The sequence below is a fragment of the Streptomyces sp. NPDC000410 genome (assembly GCF_040300305.1).
In the GTDB taxonomy this organism is placed as follows: Bacteria; Actinomycetota; Actinomycetes; order Streptomycetales; family Streptomycetaceae; genus Streptomyces.
On the sequence record NZ_JBEPDM010000009.1, the window covers coordinates 114,875 to 128,511 of the forward strand.

A 13,637-nucleotide genomic window follows, 5' to 3' on the forward strand; every position below is an offset into this window, starting at 1 on the left:
TAGCCGACATGCCCGCGGCATCAGCTTCACTTAACGTGGCAGTCAGCTACACAGCGTAGCCGGGGGGCATCAGGAGGAACACCATGGTTCAGAACTACGGCGAAGGCGGCACGCCGAACGTACGCGCCGACCTCAAGGGCATGCAGTTCCCGGCGACGAAGGAGCAGATCGTCGAGCGCATGTCCAAGAAGGGACCGGAGCGCGCGGAGACCGCCAGGAAGCTGCCCGACCGCCAGTACGAGAGCATCGAGGCGGTACAGGCCGAGCTGAAGAAGAACGGCTCCAGCTGACCCACCTCCGGCCGGGCGGCCCGAGCGCCCCGCCGTCGCGTGTGAGCCCCCGCCCGCTCCTGGGCGGGGGCTCACACGCGCGTGCCGGGCGCGGCCTCCCCGGTGGAACCGCCGACGACCAGGGCGTACGCCTCGGCCAGAGAACGGAGCGTCGAGGCCTCCAAGGTGGCCTCGGCGCACTCCTTGATCGACGTCAACAGCGCCGCGCGTGCCTCGAATTGGAGCCTCTGCTCCTTCTCGGAAATCGCCATGCCGGCACCGTAACCCGCGGTCCGGCCGGCCGCACCGGGTCACAGCGTGACGATCGTGGTCTCCGTCGCCTTGACGCTCGTCCATACCGACGTCCCGTCCACGAGGCCGAGTTCGGCGGCGGACCGGGGGGTGATCTCCGCGACGAGGTCGGGGGCGTGGTCCGAGGTGATGAGGACGCGCAGCCTGCTGCCGCTCGCCGTGATCTCCCGGACCGTGCCCGGCCAGACGTTGCGCGGGCTGCCGCTGGGCTTGTCCCGGTGGACGGAGACCGCCTCCGGGGCGATGATCGCGAGGGCGTCGGTGCCCGGAGTCAGGGGGTCCGCGACGATGATCGTCGCGCCGCCGGGAAGCCGGAGGCCGTCGGTCGTGGCCGTACCCGGCCAGGCGTTGCGGCCGAGCATCCGGGCGACCCACGGGGAACGGGGGTGGCGGGTGACCTCGGCGGGGGGCGCGTCCTGGACGGCGCGGCCGTCGTCGAGGACGAGGACCCGGTCGGCGAGCGAGACGGCCTCCACAGGGTCGTGGGTGACGATCAGGCAGACGCCCGCGAAGCCGTCGAGATGGGACCGCAGGGTGTGCCGGACGTGGGCGCGGGTGGTCTGGTCGAGTGCGGCGAGGGGCTCGTCGAGGAGGAGCAGCCGGGGCCGCGCGGCCAGGGCGCGGGCGAGGGCGACCCGCTGGGCCTGGCCCCCGGACAGCTGGGCGGGCCTGCGGTGGGCGAGATGGCCGACACCGAGCCGGTCCAGCCACCGCTGGGCGTCGCGGCGGGCCTCGCCGCGCGGGACGCCATGTGCGCGGAGCCCGTACGCCGTGTTGGCGAGGGCGGTGAGATGCGGGAAGAGGGCGCCGTCCTGCGGGACCCAGGCGACTCCCCTGCGGTGCGGCGGAAGTCCGGTGACGTCGGTGTCGCCGAGCCTGAGGTCCGCGTGGGCGCGTGGGGTGAGGCCGAGAAGCGCGCGCAGGAGTGTGGTCTTTCCCGCGCCGTTGGGGCCGACGACGGCGATGGTGGTGCCCGGTTCGGCGGCCAAGGTGAGCTGGTTGAAGCCGGTGACCTCGGCGTGCAGCGGCCAGCGTTCCTTCGCCCGTACCGCCTCTGCCTGCTCGCCGGCCGGGGGCGTCCCGTCGGGAAGCGCCGAGGCGGCCGGTTCCTCCACCGCCGGTGCGGCGGGGGTGCGCGGCCTCGTACCGGGTGTCCAGCGTCCGCGCAGGGCGATGAGCACCCCCATCGCGATCGCGAGCAGCAGCAGGGAGACGGATGTCGCGGCCTCCGGCTGGTCCTGCAGCAGCAGGTACACCTCCAGCGGCAGCGTCTGGGTGGTGCCCGGCAGGTTGCCCGCGAACGTGATCGTCGCGCCGAACTCGCCGAGCGCCCGCGCCCAGGTCAGCGCCGCCCCGGCGAGCAGTCCGGGCGCCACCATGGGCATGGTCACGGTGAAGAACACCCGTACCGGCGAAGCGCCGAGCGAGGCCGCGGTCTCCTCGTAGCGGGGCCGCAGCCCGCCCAGCGCGCCTTCGAGGCTGATCACCAGGAACGGCATCGCCACGAAGGTCGCCGCGAGCACGGCGCCGGAGGTGTGGAACGGCAGGGTGATGCCGAACGACTCCTCCAGCCACGGCCCGAGCAGCCCGCGCCGGCCGAACGCGAGCAGCAGCGCGACACCGCCGACGGTGGGCGGCAGCACCATGGGCAGCAGCACGAGGGAGCGCACCAGCGCCTTGCCGGGGAAGTCCACCCGGGCCAGCAGCCAGGCCAGCGGCACGCCGAGGAGGAGCGACAGCCCCAGCGACCAGAACGAGACGAGCAGCGAGAGCTCCAGCGCCTCGACGACGCCCGGGCTGGTCAGATGTGCGCCGAGTTCGCCCCAGGGCGTGCGTACGAGGATGCCGACGAGCGGCAGCAGCAGGAACGCGACGGCGATCAGCGCGGGTGCCGCGAGCGCCACCGGGGTGCGGGGGCCGGGCGCGCGGGTGCGGAGTCTTCGCATGGGAGTTCCTGTGCTCGTGGGTGTGGCGTGGGGCTGTCCGGTCCCCCGATCCGGACAGCCCCGTCATGGACGCGCGAGCCGCGGCTCGCGCGCTATGGCTCGCGCGTCACTGCTGTGCGCGTGACGACTGCGCGCGTTACGGCTTCTGGAAGCCGGCGTCCTGGAGGATCTTCTGCGCCTCCGGCGTCGACAGCCAGGCCACGAAGGCCGCGGCGGCCTCGGCGTTCTTGGACGTCTTCAGGGTGGCGGCCGGGTACTCGGCGATGGCGTTCTGCGCGTCCGGGATCTCGACCGCGTCGACCTTGTCCGGCGCGCTGGCCGCGTCGGTCTTGTAGACGAGTCCGGCGTCGGCCTCGCCCAGCTCGACCTTGCTCAGCACGGCGCGCACGTTGGGCTCCTGCGAGACCGGCTTCACCGTGATCTTCTGCGCGTCCAGGATCTTCTTGCTGTACTTGCCGGCCGGCACCTCGGGGGCGGCGAGGACGACCTTCAGCTTCGTGTCGCCGAGGTCCTTGAGCTCGTCGACGTTGTTCGGGTTGCCCTCGACGGTGGCGATGACGAGGCGGTTCTTGGCGATGACGGTCGGGACGCCGGTGTCGGCCTTCACGCCGTCCATGCTCTTGGTGTCGGCGGTGACCAGCGCGTCGGCGGGGGCACCCTGCTTGACCTGGGAGACCAGCTCCTGGGATCCGGCGAAGGAGAACGTGATCTTCGTGCCCGGGTTCTTCTTCTCGTACGCGGCGCCCGCGGCCTTGAACACGTCGGTGAGCGACGCGGCGGCCAGCACGGTCAGGTCGGCCTTGGGCGCGGCGGAGGCGGAGGATCCCGTGGACTTGCCGCCGGTGTCCTTCTGGGTGTTGTCCTTGTTGTTGCCGCAGGCGGCGAGCGGGACGAGGAGCGCGGCGGTGAGAACGGCGGCGGCGGCGCGGCGTCTGGTGAACGTACGGGTCTGGGACATGGGTGGTGAGCTCCTTGCGAGCGAGTCCGGTCGGCTGACGCCGCCCGAGCGGATGGGACGAGAGCCGCGCCGGTGACGGGCGACGCCGCTTGGTGGGGGACGGTGGCCGTGGGGAGTGGCTGTGGGGAGTGGGTGGCGCCGTGGGCCGTACGGATACGGCGGCGCGCGCGGGCCGACTGGCCGGCGGTCCGGTGCCAGCTGCTGCCGGTGGGCCCGTGCTAGCTGCGGTCGATGTGCACGCTGGTCGACTTCACGCGGGCGGTGGCCTGCATGCCGACTTCGAGACCCAGTTCCTCCACGGCCTCCCGGGTCAGCAGCGACACGAGTCGGTGCGGACCGGCCTGGATCTCGACCTGGGCGGCGACGTCGCCGAGCTTGACGGCGGTGACGATGCCCGGGAAGGCGTTGCGCGCCGAGGTGTACGTGCCGTCCTCCTCGCCGATGCCGCCCTGGGCGACCTCGATGGAGAAGGCGGCCAGATCACGGCCGTCGATGAGGCGGCGGCCCGCCTCGTCGCGATGGGTCGCGACGCGGCCGGCGTCCGCCCAGCGGCGCGCGGTGTCGGGGCTGACGCCGAGCAGACGTGCCGCCTGTCCGATGGTGTAGGACTGCATGTGCCACACCGTAGGGCCGTCTGCCTCGCATTTACAACTCATGGAATGAAACTCCATCGCAGATGCCACCCCCTTCAGAGGAACACACAAGCCCAAGATCGTTACCTCGGGTATGCCAGGCGATACGCAGATCGGGACTGGCGCCTGCGATGCGTGCACGAACGGTCGCACGCAGTGCGCCTAGTGTGCGGAGCAACAGCCGGTGAATCCGGCATTCCGCTCAACGATCAAGGCACAGGCACATGAGTCTCAGCATCCGTAACCAGATCCCCGGCACCGTCACCTCCGTCACCTCCGGCGAGGCCATGGCCACCGTCAAGGTCCGTCTGGCGGGCGGCCAGGACATCACCGCCGCCATCACCGTCGACTCCGTCAAGGAGCTCGGCCTCGCCGCGGGCTCCGAGGTCCGCACGCTGGTCAAGTCGACGGAGGTGGCCCTCGCCACCGGCCAGGTCGGCGGCCTGAGCATCCGTAACCAGATCCCCGGCACCGTGGCGTCCGTCTCCACCGGCCCGGCGATGGCCAGCGTCAAGGTCGACGTCGAGGGAGGCGACCTGACGGCCGCGATCACCAAGGACGCCGTGAGCGACCTCGGTCTCGCCGTCGGCACCTCCGTGGTCGCGCTCATCAAGTCCACCGAGATCTCCCTCGCCACCGCCTGAGTACCCGAGGACAGCGCTGACGGGCAGCGCTAGAAGGCCTCGCCCGGCAGCCGGCAGGCGGTGACCCAGATCCCCGTGATCCCGCTGATGTAGCGGGCACCGCAGCGGTCCGAGGGCACCACGAGATGACTGCCGGCCGGGCCGAGGTCCTCCCCGTCCATCCGGGTGGCCAGCAGCACCGGCGCGTCCCCGAAGTCGGCGTCGACCTCCGCCCAGGCCAGCACGGCGTGGTGGCCGTCCCGGCCCGCGACGGCCAGTAGGAAGCGCGCGCGCTCCTTGCGCCGTCGCGGGTCGAAGGCCGGGCGGGCGGCGCCGACGACCTCCCGGAGCAGCGCCCCCTCGAAGGTGTGGTGCTGCGGGCCGTTGACGGCGCAGTCGAAGACGACATCGGCCCGGTGCTGCTGCCAGCCCGCCCGCAAAGCGGCGACGTCCAGCGTGGCCGGGCGCTCCACTTCCCCGCCCAGAAGGAAGGATCCGGCGCCCTCCCCCCGGACGACGGATCCGGCGCCCCCTCCTGGGGCGATGGACCCGGCCTCCTTTCCCCGGACGACGGATCCGGCTTCCCCTCCCGGAGGGAAGGATCCGTTCTCCTCTCCCGGGAGGAGGGATCCGGTGCGTGCGGGGGCGGTACGGGTGCGGCTCATCGGGCTCCCCTGTCGGACGGGTCGGTGCGGCGACTGCCGCCAGAGATACCCCTCCTGCGAGCCGGTTAGCGCCTATCTCCTCGATTTTGTGAGCTTGCTACGAATGCCGCGCTGGCATCTTCGGTTCCATCCTCCGACCGCGCCCGCCGGTCCAGGGCGAGCCAGACGCGGTCCCTGGTCGCCGGGAGTTCGGTGAAGCGGATCCCGGTGGCGTCGCGCAGCGCGTTGGCGAAGGCCGGGGCGACCGGGTTGAAGGGGCTCTCGCTCATCGACTTGGCCCCGAGCGGCCCGATCGCGTCCGACGTCTCCATGAAGTGGACCTCGGTGCGCGGGACGTCGGCGTACTGCGGCAGCCGGTAGCGGCGGAACGCGGCCGTGGTCACCTCGCCCCGCTCGTCCACCCGTACGGTCTCGAACAGCGTCGCGCCCAGCGCCTGGGCCACGCCGCCCTCCACCTGGCCGCGGCACTGCATCGGGTTCATGACCTTGCCCGCGTCCGCCGCGTGCACGCTGCGCAGGATCCTCATCTCGCCGGTGTCCGGGTCGACCGCCAGGCGGAACCACTGCGCGTTGAAGGCGACCGAACGCGGGGAGCCGGTCCAGTGGCCGTCCGCCGCGATCTCGTCGAGCTTGCCCTTGTCGTACGCGGCCTCGTACAACTCCTTGAGGGTCACGACGCGGCCCGCGCAGTCGAAGGCCTCGGCCTCCAGCTTGCACAGGTGCCGGGCGACGCCCGTGTGGCGGGCCGCGAAGGTCTTGAGGCGCTCCGCGAGCGAGTCCGCCGCCAGCATCACGGCCTTGCCCGCCACCACCGTTCCGGCGGAGCCGAAGGCCCCGGTGTCGTGGCGGACCACGTCCGTGTCCGACTGGCGGACCGTGATCCGGTCGACGGTGGTGTTCAGCGCGCCGGCGGTGATCTGCTTGTGGACGGTGGTGGTGCCGTTGCCGAACTCGGCCGTGCCGACCGCGATGTCGTACGTGCCGTCGCGCAGCAGGCTGACCCTGGCGTCGGCGAAATGGCCGCCCGGGGGGCCGGTCGCGATCATCGCGACCGCCGAGCCCGTGCCGGTCAGCCACCCCTCCGGGACGTCCTCGTGACTGCGGTCCTCGGCGATGGCCTTGCGGACGACGTCCATGCACTGCTTCATCCCGTACGAGGCGATGAAGAGGTCCGGCTCGTGGCCGATCGGGGTGACCATGTGGTCGCCGGCGCCGATGACGTTCTTCTCACGCAGTTCGAGCGGGTCCATGCCGAGCTTGATGGCGAGCTCGTCCATCACCGATTCGAGGGCGAAGAGGACCTGGCCCAAGCCGTAGCCGCGGAAGGCGCCGGCCGGTACGCCGTTGGTGTAGACGGAGTACGCCTCCACCTCCTTGTTCGGCGCCTTGTAGACGGCGAAGGACTCGCCGACGCTGTGGAACATCACCGCCGGGCCGTGGTTGCCGTAGGCGCCTGTGTTGGAGAGCACGCGGATGCGCAGCGCGGTGAGGGTGCCGTCGGCCTTGGCGCCGATCTTGATGGTGATCTTGAAGGGGTGGCGGGTGGTGGCACCGTAGAACTGCTCGGCCCGGGTGAACTCGAGTTTCACCGGGCGCCGCAGCTTCAGGGCGGCGAGGACCACGATGTCCTCGGTGAGCATCTCCTGCTTGCCGCCGAACCCGCCGCCCACGCGGCCCGCGACGACGCGGACCTCGTCCTCGCCCAGGTCGTAGAGGGCGCACAGTGCCCGCCGGGTCAGGAACGGCGCCTGGGTGGAGGAGCGGACGGTGATGCGCTCGCCGTCGCCGTCCTCCTTGGGCTCGAAGTACGCCACGCTGCCGTGGGTCTCCAGGCTGGCGTGCTGCACGCGCTGGGTCTGGAAGGTCTCCTCGTGGACGACGTCCGCCTCCGCGTACCCCTTCTCCATGTCGCCGATGGTGTTGTGGACCTCGCCGCACACGTTGTTCTCGGCGCGGAAGATCCCCGATTCGGGGCCCTTGGGGTGGAGGACGGGGGCGCCCGGGAGCATGGCCTCCTCCGGGTCGGTCACGTACGGCAGTTCCTCGTACGTGACGACCACGCGGCGGCAGCCCTCCTCGGCGGCCTGTTCGCTGTCGGCGACCACGGCGGCCACGCGCTGGCCGACGAAGCGGACCACGTCGTCCAGGACGCGGGTGTCCATCGGATCCTCGGTGGGGTGTTCGTGCCTGGCCGAGGAGTACAGCCGGTCGGGGGCGTCGTGATGGGTGAACACGGCGTGTACGCCCGGGACCTGGAGGGCGTCGGTGGTGTCGATGGAGACGATGCGGGCGTGCGGGTGCGGGGAGCGCAGCAGTTTCATGTGGAGCAGGCCGGGCACCTCGACGTCGAAGGTGTAACGGGCCGTGCCGGTGACGACCAGGGGGCCGGCGGGGGCGCCCAGGGACTTGCCGACGGCCTCGCCCGCCTCGGGCCTCTCGGTGTGCTTGACCCCGCGCACGGCGTCCTCGATGGCGCGGTAGCCGGTGCAGCGGCAGATGTTGCCCTTGAAGGCGCGCGGCAGGTCGTCGAGTTTGCCGTCGTCGTGCTCGGTGCCCTGCTCGGCCTGGAGTGCGGCGGTGGTCATCAGGAAGCCGGCGGTGCAGAAGCCGCACTGGAAGCCCTGGGCGTCGAGGAACTGCTGCTGGGCCGGGTGGAGTTCGCCGCCCTGCCGGGCGAGTCCCTCCACCGTCGTGACCTCGCGGCCCTCGGCGCGTACCGCCGGGTAGAGGCAGCTGTGCACCGGCTCGCCGTCCACGTGCACCGTACAGGCGCCGCAGTCGCCCGCGTCGCAGCCCTTCTTGACGCCGAACCAACCGCGTTCGCGCAGGTACGTGCGCAGGCACTGGCCGGCGCGGGGCTCGGCTTCGAAGGGCTGGTCGTTGACCTGGATGCTGAAGCTCATCGCACACCGTCCTGGGGGAGCTGGGTGAGTTCGCGGCGGATCTCCTCGGCGTAGCGGTACGTCATGTGCCGTCGCCATTCGGGCAGTCCGTGGATGTCGTCGAACCAGTCGGCGTCGCCCACGGCCGCGTCGATCGCGGCGCTCAGTTCGCCGCGGTCGACAGGCAGCGGGAACCAGAGCCGGAAGGGCCGTACGGTGGCGGCGGTGATGGTCACCGCCATGGAGCCGTCCATCGGGTCGAGGGTGCCGATGATCAGCGCGCCCGAGCGGCCGAGGCCGTACAGCGACGCCTGGCGGAAGGCCGTACGGCCGGCGAGCGCCCGCGCGGGCAGGGTGACCGAGCGCAGCAGCTCGCCCTCGCGCAGGTCCTTCTTCCCCGCCCCGATGACGAAGTCCGCGGCCTTGACGCGGCGCAGTGAGCCGTCCTGGGCGTGCAGCAGGCATTCGCCGTCGAGCGCCGCCGTCAGCGAGATCATCGGCCCGGCCGGCAGACCGTTGCAGAGGTTGCCGCCGACGGTCGCCATGTTCCAGATCTTGAAGGAGGCGAGGAAGGCCCGGCAGCACTGCTCGATCAGCGGAGCCGCCACCGCGGAGGACTTCCGCCCGAAGCGGGAGAGCTGCGCGATCGTGCACGTGGCCGCGATCTCCACCGATCCGTCGGGGAGCTGCTGGATCGGCACCCAGCCCATCCGGCCGAGGTCCACGAGGCGCCGCAGATGCGGCTGCGGTTCGGAGAAGAGATACGTGCCGCCGCCGAGCCAGGCGTCACCCGGCCGCCAGGGCTCGCGGCGTCGTGCGTCGCGCACGTCCAGCACCGTGTTCAGATCCATGGCTCCCCCATGCGACTGTCCGTTTCGAGTCAGTGAAGCAACGCGGGGCGGGCAGACACGACTGGTGCGCGGCACGGAAAACCACCACGGCCCCCGGGCATGCCCTGGTGAATTCACCAGGAGACCTTCGGGGCGGCTGGCCTGGCATTTACCATGTAGGAACTCACACTCGCCTGGTGAATGTGAGATGCCGGGTGACCTGCCCGGCAGTCGCGCAAGGAGTCAGGGCATGCACGTCGGACATCTACTCCAGCTCGAGAGCCTCGATCTCACCCTGCTGTGGGGCGAGCAGCACCACCTCGAACGGGAAGTCAGCGGAGTCACCGCCACCGACCTGGAGGACCCGGCCCGGTTCCTCCAGCAGGGCGAGCTCGTGCTGAGCGGGCTGGTGTGGTGGAGCCCGGGCGCGGGGCGCCCGAAGACCGACCGCTTCGTCTCGGCGCTGCGCGCGGCGGGTGCCACCGCGCTGCTGGCCGGCGAGGAGACCCACGGCACGGTCCCCGACGATGTCGTGGAGTCCTGTCGCGAGCACGGGATCGCGGTGTTCGCGGTCCCCGCGCACACCAGCTTCCGTGCCATCACCGAGGCGGTCTACCTGCGCCAGTGGGGCAATCTCAGCCGCCGCCCCACCCCGCACTACGCCCTGCCCGAGAACGTACGCACCGAACTCAGCAGGCTCCTCGACCGCGGCGCCGGACCGGACGAACTGCTGGACCGCGCGTTCGCGCATCTGGGTCCGCTGCCCTGCTACCTGCTCACCGCGAGCGGGCGTACCGTCGCACGCACCCCGTCCGCACCCGCGCTCCCGGTCCGGCGCGCCGCCGAGAGCCTCGAAGCGCCGTCGGGCGTCACGCTGCGCGTGCAGGCCGAGAGCAGCCCGTACGACGCCTGGCACCTGCATCTTCCGGACGTCGGCCAGGCCCCGCCGCGCGTCCTGCACGAGATTGCCGACGTCATCGCCCAGCACCGCCACAGCCGCAGTCACGACCGGGGCCAGGGTGGCACGGGCGGTCAGCGGGAGGCCGACCTGCTCATCTCGCTGATCGACGCCCCGTCGTCCCACGTGGCCACGATGGACGGCGCGCTGCGCGCGTGCGGGCTGCCGGCGGAGGGTCCCTACCGGGTGGTGGTCGCCACCCGGAGCTCCGACAAGCAGCACTGGGCCGCCGATGCGCTGGCGGAGGCTCTGCACCACTTCCCCGCATCGCCGTTCGCCCTCTCGCTGCGCTCCGGCGAGGCCGTCGCCGTCCTCCACACCGGTCCCGACGGGAAGCGGCCCGCGCTGGACGAGCTGTGGCCCCTGTTGCACGCCTGCCACCCTGCTCCCCTGCACGCGGGACTCAGCGGCCCAGCCACCGCGCCCGACGGGCTGGGAGCCGCCCTGGTGCAGGCCCGTTACGCCCTCGCGGCGGCCAGGTCGGCGGCCCCGGACAGTGCCCGGGTCACCGCCGTCGAGGACCTGGACTCGCTCGGCTCACTCCTCGCCGGGGTGCCCTCCGACGTCCGGGCGGCGTACAGCGCGCGGACCCTCGGGCCGCTCGGCACGGGCGACAGCGCCTCGCACAGCATGCTGCTGGAGACCCTGGAGGTCTTCCTCGCGCACAACTGCTCCTGGGCGCGGACCGCGGAGGCGCTGCATCTGCACGTCAACACCGTGCACTACCGCGTCGAGCGGATCGAGGCGCTCACCGGGCGCGATCTGTCGCGCCTCGACCACAAGCTGGATCTGCGCGCGGCTCTGATGTGCCGGTGACGGGACAGGCGGTCCCTACGAGTCGGGCGGCCGGCCGAACGGGCCGGGCAGACCGGACGGGCCGGGCAGACCGGACGGGCCGGGCAGGCCGCGCAGGCCCGGCGGACCGAACGGGTCGGACCGGCCAAGTGGGTCGAGCGGTCACGGGAGGTCGACATGGACGTTCGTCGACTTCACCCGGGCGGTGACCGTCACCCCGACCTCGATGCCGAGCTCCTCGACCGACTCCCGGGTCACCAGCGACACCAGCCGGTGCGGCCCGGACTGGATCTCCACCTGCGCGACGATGTCGTCGGCGGTCACCGCGGTGACGATCCCCGCGAAGGCGTTGCGGACGGAGGTGACCACCCCCTCCGGAACGGGGTGCAGCCCCGCCCCGCGTTCCTGCGCGAACGCCGCCAGGCTCACCCCGTCGATGACCCGGTTGCCCGCCCCGTCCCGGTCCATCCGAAATCGCCCGCCGTCCGCCCACCGGCGGACGGTCTCCGAACTCACGCCCAGCAGCTCCGCTGCCTGCCCAATGCTGTACGACGGCACACCCGGAACTCTAGAGGAGCAGCCGCCCGGCCTGTTCGCCCAGCCAGGCCAGCAGGGCACTCACACGCTCGTCGCCGGCGGCCGGGGCGGCCAGCAGGACGTACGCACTGCCGTCGGGCTCGAAGCCGTACGGGGCGAGCAGCCGGCCGGCCTTCAGATCGTCGTGGACGAGCGCGAGCGGACCGATGGCCACACCGAGGCCGCTCGCCGCGGCCTGGAGGCTCAGAGAGAAGTGCTCGAAGGTCTGCTCGGGCGCGGCGGGCAGGTCCGCCCCGGCGCGGGTCGCCCAGTCGTCCCAGGCCGTCGGCCGGGTGCGGGTGTGCAGCCGGGGCAGCCCCGCCAGATCCGCGGGCGAGGAGAGACGGCGGGCGTGTTCCGGCGAGCACACCGGTCCGATGAGTTCCGCGAACAGGGGATGTGCGGGCACGCCCTCCGGAAGCGCGAAGTCGTCGCGCCGGATGGCGACGTCGATGCCCTCCCGGTCGAACGGGACCGGGCCCCCGGAGGCGACGAGGTGGAGGTCGAGCCCGGGGGCGGCTTCGGCGAGCAGGGGCAGCCGGGGGATCAGCCACCGCATCAGCAGCGTCGGTTCACAGGAGAGCACGAGGGGGCGGCCGGGCTCGGCGGCCGCGCGCGCCCGTCTGGCCGCGGCACTCAGCGCGCCGAGCGCGTCGCCGACGTCCCGGGCCAGCGTGCGCGCGGCCTCCGTCGGGACGACCGCGCGGTTGCGCCGTTCGAACAACGGGGTTCCCAGGGCCTGTTCGAGCTGCCGGATCTGCCGGCTCACCGCGCCGTGGGTGAGGTGGAGCTCCGCGGCGGCCCTGGTCACGGAGCCGTGCCGTACGGTCGCCTCGAAGGCGACAAGGGTGCCCAGCGGTGGCAGATCGGCCCACGTCATGTGTGAGATTTTCTCACACATGACGTGAGAGACGGTCGCTTTACATGTCCGGTGCTCTGCCGGGAGGCTGACCGCTCGGAAGGCCCTCCGAAGATCACCGACCCGAAAGGCCCGCACCATGCACGAGGTCAGCCCCGCTCACACATGCGCCTCGTCCCCCGGCGCCGAGAGCGCCGCCGAGGGCACCGCGGTCCCGCGGGTCGCGATTCTGGCCGACGACCTGACGAGCGCGGGTGACGGGGCAGCGCCGTTCCGGGCGGCCGGCTTCCCGGCCCGGATCGGGCTCGCGGACCCGGACGACGTGGCGCGCGCGGGCGGGGTGGCGGCGTTCGATCTGGACACGCGGGGGCGGACAGCCGAGGTCGCGGGCGCGGTGACCGGCGCGGCGGCGCGGGCGGTGGCCGGTGCGGACGTGATCGTCAAGACCGTCGACTCGACGCTGCGCGGGCATCTGGCGGTGGAGATCGAGGCCGCCCTGACCGCGAGCGGGCGTACCACCGCGGTGATCGCACCCGCGTTTCCGGCGCAGCGGCGGACCACCGTGGGTGGCGTACAGCTGCTGGGAGGACGGCCGGTGCACGAGACCGCGTTCGCTCACGACCCCGTCCGCCCGGTGCGCTGCGCCGATCTGACGGTCCTGATTCCGGGTGCGGTACGGGGCGGCGCGGGCGCCCGTCTCGTCCTGGCCGACGCGTCCTCGGACCGGGACCTGGACGAGCTGGTCGCAGCGGTCCCGGACCCCGGAAAGGTGCTGTGGGTGGGGTCTCCGGGCCTTGCCGCGGCGCTCGCGCGGCGCCTGGGTCCGGGGCCCGGGAGCCCCTCCCCCGCGTCTCCCCCGGCCCGGCGGCGCGTACTGGTCGTCGTCGGCAGCCTCCACCCGGCCGGGCGGGAACAGGCGGCGCGGTTCGCCGCGCGGGACACCGGCGCGCGGGTGTGCGTCACGGACCCGGCGGCGGTGGAGCGTACGCGGCGGGAGCTGTCCGGCCGGGGGTGCGCGCTGCTGCACGGTCCCGAGGGGCGTACGGCCCGCTCCGTACCGGACACCCTCGCCCGGGCCGTCGTCGCTCTCGCGGCGCACGACGCCTTCGACGCGCTCGTCCTGACCGGCGGGGAGACCGCCCGCGCCGTCCTTCTCGCCCTCGGTGTCCGGGAGATGGAGCTGCTCGGCGAACCGGAAGCGGGCATCGCGCTCGGCCTGCTCGACAGCCCCCGGCGGCTCCCGGTCGCCCTCAAGGCCGGCGGCTTCGGCGATCCGGACACGCTCCGCCGCCTCGCGGGGCTGATGGGGAGTCCGGAATGACGCCCCCGGCA

13 protein-coding genes are annotated in these 13,637 nt (G+C 72.5%); 4 read left to right on the forward strand and 9 right to left on the reverse strand.

The annotated features are described in order from the left end of the window. Positions 1–83 precede the first annotated feature (83 nt). Positions 84–290, forward strand: a complete 207-nt coding sequence (locus tag ABT342_RS13845; RefSeq protein WP_351571876.1) for a DUF2795 domain-containing protein — start codon at positions 84–86, stop codon at positions 288–290. A gap of 71 nt (positions 291–361) precedes the next feature. On the opposite strand, the gene ABT342_RS13850 is transcribed toward ABT342_RS13845, so the two are convergent. The 4 genes from ABT342_RS13850 to ABT342_RS13865 form a co-directional block, all read right to left on the reverse strand. Then, on the reverse strand, positions 362–541 hold the full coding sequence (locus ABT342_RS13850; protein ID WP_351571878.1) for a hypothetical protein: 180 nt from the start codon (positions 539–541) through the stop codon (positions 362–364). Positions 542–580: 39 nt separating this feature from the next. Then, positions 581–2,527 (reverse strand): ABC transporter permease, encoded by a 1,947-nt coding sequence (locus ABT342_RS13855; RefSeq protein ID WP_351571881.1) that lies wholly within the window; start codon positions 2,525–2,527, stop codon positions 581–583. Between the two features lie 136 nt (positions 2,528–2,663). Continuing rightward, entirely contained in the window at positions 2,664–3,485 is an 822-nt protein-coding gene (gene modA / locus ABT342_RS13860; RefSeq protein ID WP_351571884.1) for a molybdate ABC transporter substrate-binding protein, read from the reverse strand. 218 nt (positions 3,486–3,703) lie between these two features. Then, positions 3,704–4,099 carry a TOBE domain-containing protein gene (locus ABT342_RS13865; protein WP_351571887.1) on the reverse strand — a complete coding sequence of 132 codons (396 nt, stop codon included), beginning with the start codon at positions 4,097–4,099 and terminating at the stop codon, positions 3,704–3,706. Positions 4,100–4,341: 242 nt separating this feature from the next. Between ABT342_RS13865 and ABT342_RS13870 the strand changes: the two genes are divergently transcribed. Next, positions 4,342–4,761, forward strand: coding sequence for a TOBE domain-containing protein (locus ABT342_RS13870; RefSeq protein WP_351571890.1), 420 nt, complete (start codon positions 4,342–4,344; stop codon positions 4,759–4,761). Between the two features lie 29 nt (positions 4,762–4,790). Here ABT342_RS13870 and ABT342_RS13875 read toward each other — a convergent pair whose 3' ends face one another. The 3 genes from ABT342_RS13875 to ABT342_RS13885 form a co-directional block, all read right to left on the reverse strand. Next, positions 4,791–5,225 carry a molybdopterin-dependent oxidoreductase gene (locus ABT342_RS13875; RefSeq protein ID WP_502965530.1) on the reverse strand — a complete coding sequence of 145 codons (435 nt, stop codon included), beginning with the start codon at positions 5,223–5,225 and terminating at the stop codon, positions 4,791–4,793. A 245-nt stretch (positions 5,226–5,470) separates the two neighbouring features. Further along, complete coding sequence (locus ABT342_RS13880; RefSeq protein WP_351571896.1) at positions 5,471–8,308, reverse strand: molybdopterin-dependent oxidoreductase; 2,838 nt, start codon at positions 8,306–8,308, stop codon at positions 5,471–5,473. Beyond that, on the reverse strand, positions 8,305–9,138 hold the full coding sequence (locus ABT342_RS13885; protein ID WP_351571899.1) for an FAD binding domain-containing protein: 834 nt from the start codon (positions 9,136–9,138) through the stop codon (positions 8,305–8,307). The genes ABT342_RS13880 and ABT342_RS13885 overlap by 4 nt, the downstream gene beginning before the upstream one ends. A 229-nt stretch (positions 9,139–9,367) precedes the next feature. Here ABT342_RS13885 and ABT342_RS13890 point away from each other — a divergent pair, with 229 nt between their 5' ends. After that, entirely contained in the window at positions 9,368–10,891 is a 1,524-nt protein-coding gene (locus tag ABT342_RS13890; protein ID WP_351571902.1) for a helix-turn-helix domain-containing protein, read from the forward strand. Between the two features lie 141 nt (positions 10,892–11,032). Here the strand turns inward: ABT342_RS13890 and ABT342_RS13895 are convergent, their stop codons facing one another. Beyond that, complete coding sequence (locus ABT342_RS13895) at positions 11,033–11,428, reverse strand: TOBE domain-containing protein (protein ID WP_351571905.1); 396 nt, start codon at positions 11,426–11,428, stop codon at positions 11,033–11,035. Between the two features lie 10 nt (positions 11,429–11,438). Continuing rightward, positions 11,439–12,326 (reverse strand): LysR substrate-binding domain-containing protein, encoded by an 888-nt coding sequence (locus ABT342_RS13900; RefSeq protein WP_351571908.1) that lies wholly within the window; start codon positions 12,324–12,326, stop codon positions 11,439–11,441. A 118-nt stretch (positions 12,327–12,444) separates the two neighbouring features. On the opposite strand from ABT342_RS13900, the gene ABT342_RS13905 reads away from it, so the two are divergent. Beyond that, positions 12,445–13,626: a four-carbon acid sugar kinase family protein gene (locus tag ABT342_RS13905; RefSeq protein WP_351571911.1), complete on the forward strand. Its 1,182-nt coding sequence runs from the start codon at positions 12,445–12,447 to the stop codon at positions 13,624–13,626. Positions 13,627–13,637: the final 11 nt, after the last annotated feature.

Bases quoted from the DNA above. Each gene is read 5' to 3' on its own strand.
- ABT342_RS13845 (WP_351571876.1), top strand. From the start codon at position 84: ATGGTTCAGAACTACGGCGAAGGCGGCACGCCGAACGTACGCGCCGAC.
- ABT342_RS13850 (WP_351571878.1), bottom strand. From the start codon at position 541: ATGGCGATTTCCGAGAAGGAGCAGAGGCTCCAATTCGAGGCACGCGCG.
- ABT342_RS13855 (WP_351571881.1), bottom strand. From the start codon at position 2,527: ATGCGAAGACTCCGCACCCGCGCGCCCGGCCCCCGCACCCCGGTGGCG.
- modA (WP_351571884.1), bottom strand. From the start codon at position 3,485: ATGTCCCAGACCCGTACGTTCACCAGACGCCGCGCCGCCGCCGCCGTT.
- ABT342_RS13865 (WP_351571887.1), bottom strand. From the start codon at position 4,099: ATGCAGTCCTACACCATCGGACAGGCGGCACGTCTGCTCGGCGTCAGC.
- ABT342_RS13870 (WP_351571890.1), top strand. From the start codon at position 4,342: ATGAGTCTCAGCATCCGTAACCAGATCCCCGGCACCGTCACCTCCGTC.
- ABT342_RS13880 (WP_351571896.1), bottom strand. From the start codon at position 8,308: ATGAGCTTCAGCATCCAGGTCAACGACCAGCCCTTCGAAGCCGAGCCC.
- ABT342_RS13885 (WP_351571899.1), bottom strand. From the start codon at position 9,138: ATGGATCTGAACACGGTGCTGGACGTGCGCGACGCACGACGCCGCGAG.
- ABT342_RS13890 (WP_351571902.1), top strand. From the start codon at position 9,368: ATGCACGTCGGACATCTACTCCAGCTCGAGAGCCTCGATCTCACCCTG.
- ABT342_RS13900 (WP_351571908.1), bottom strand. From the start codon at position 12,326: ATGACGTGGGCCGATCTGCCACCGCTGGGCACCCTTGTCGCCTTCGAG.
- ABT342_RS13905 (WP_351571911.1), top strand. From the start codon at position 12,445: ATGCACGAGGTCAGCCCCGCTCACACATGCGCCTCGTCCCCCGGCGCC.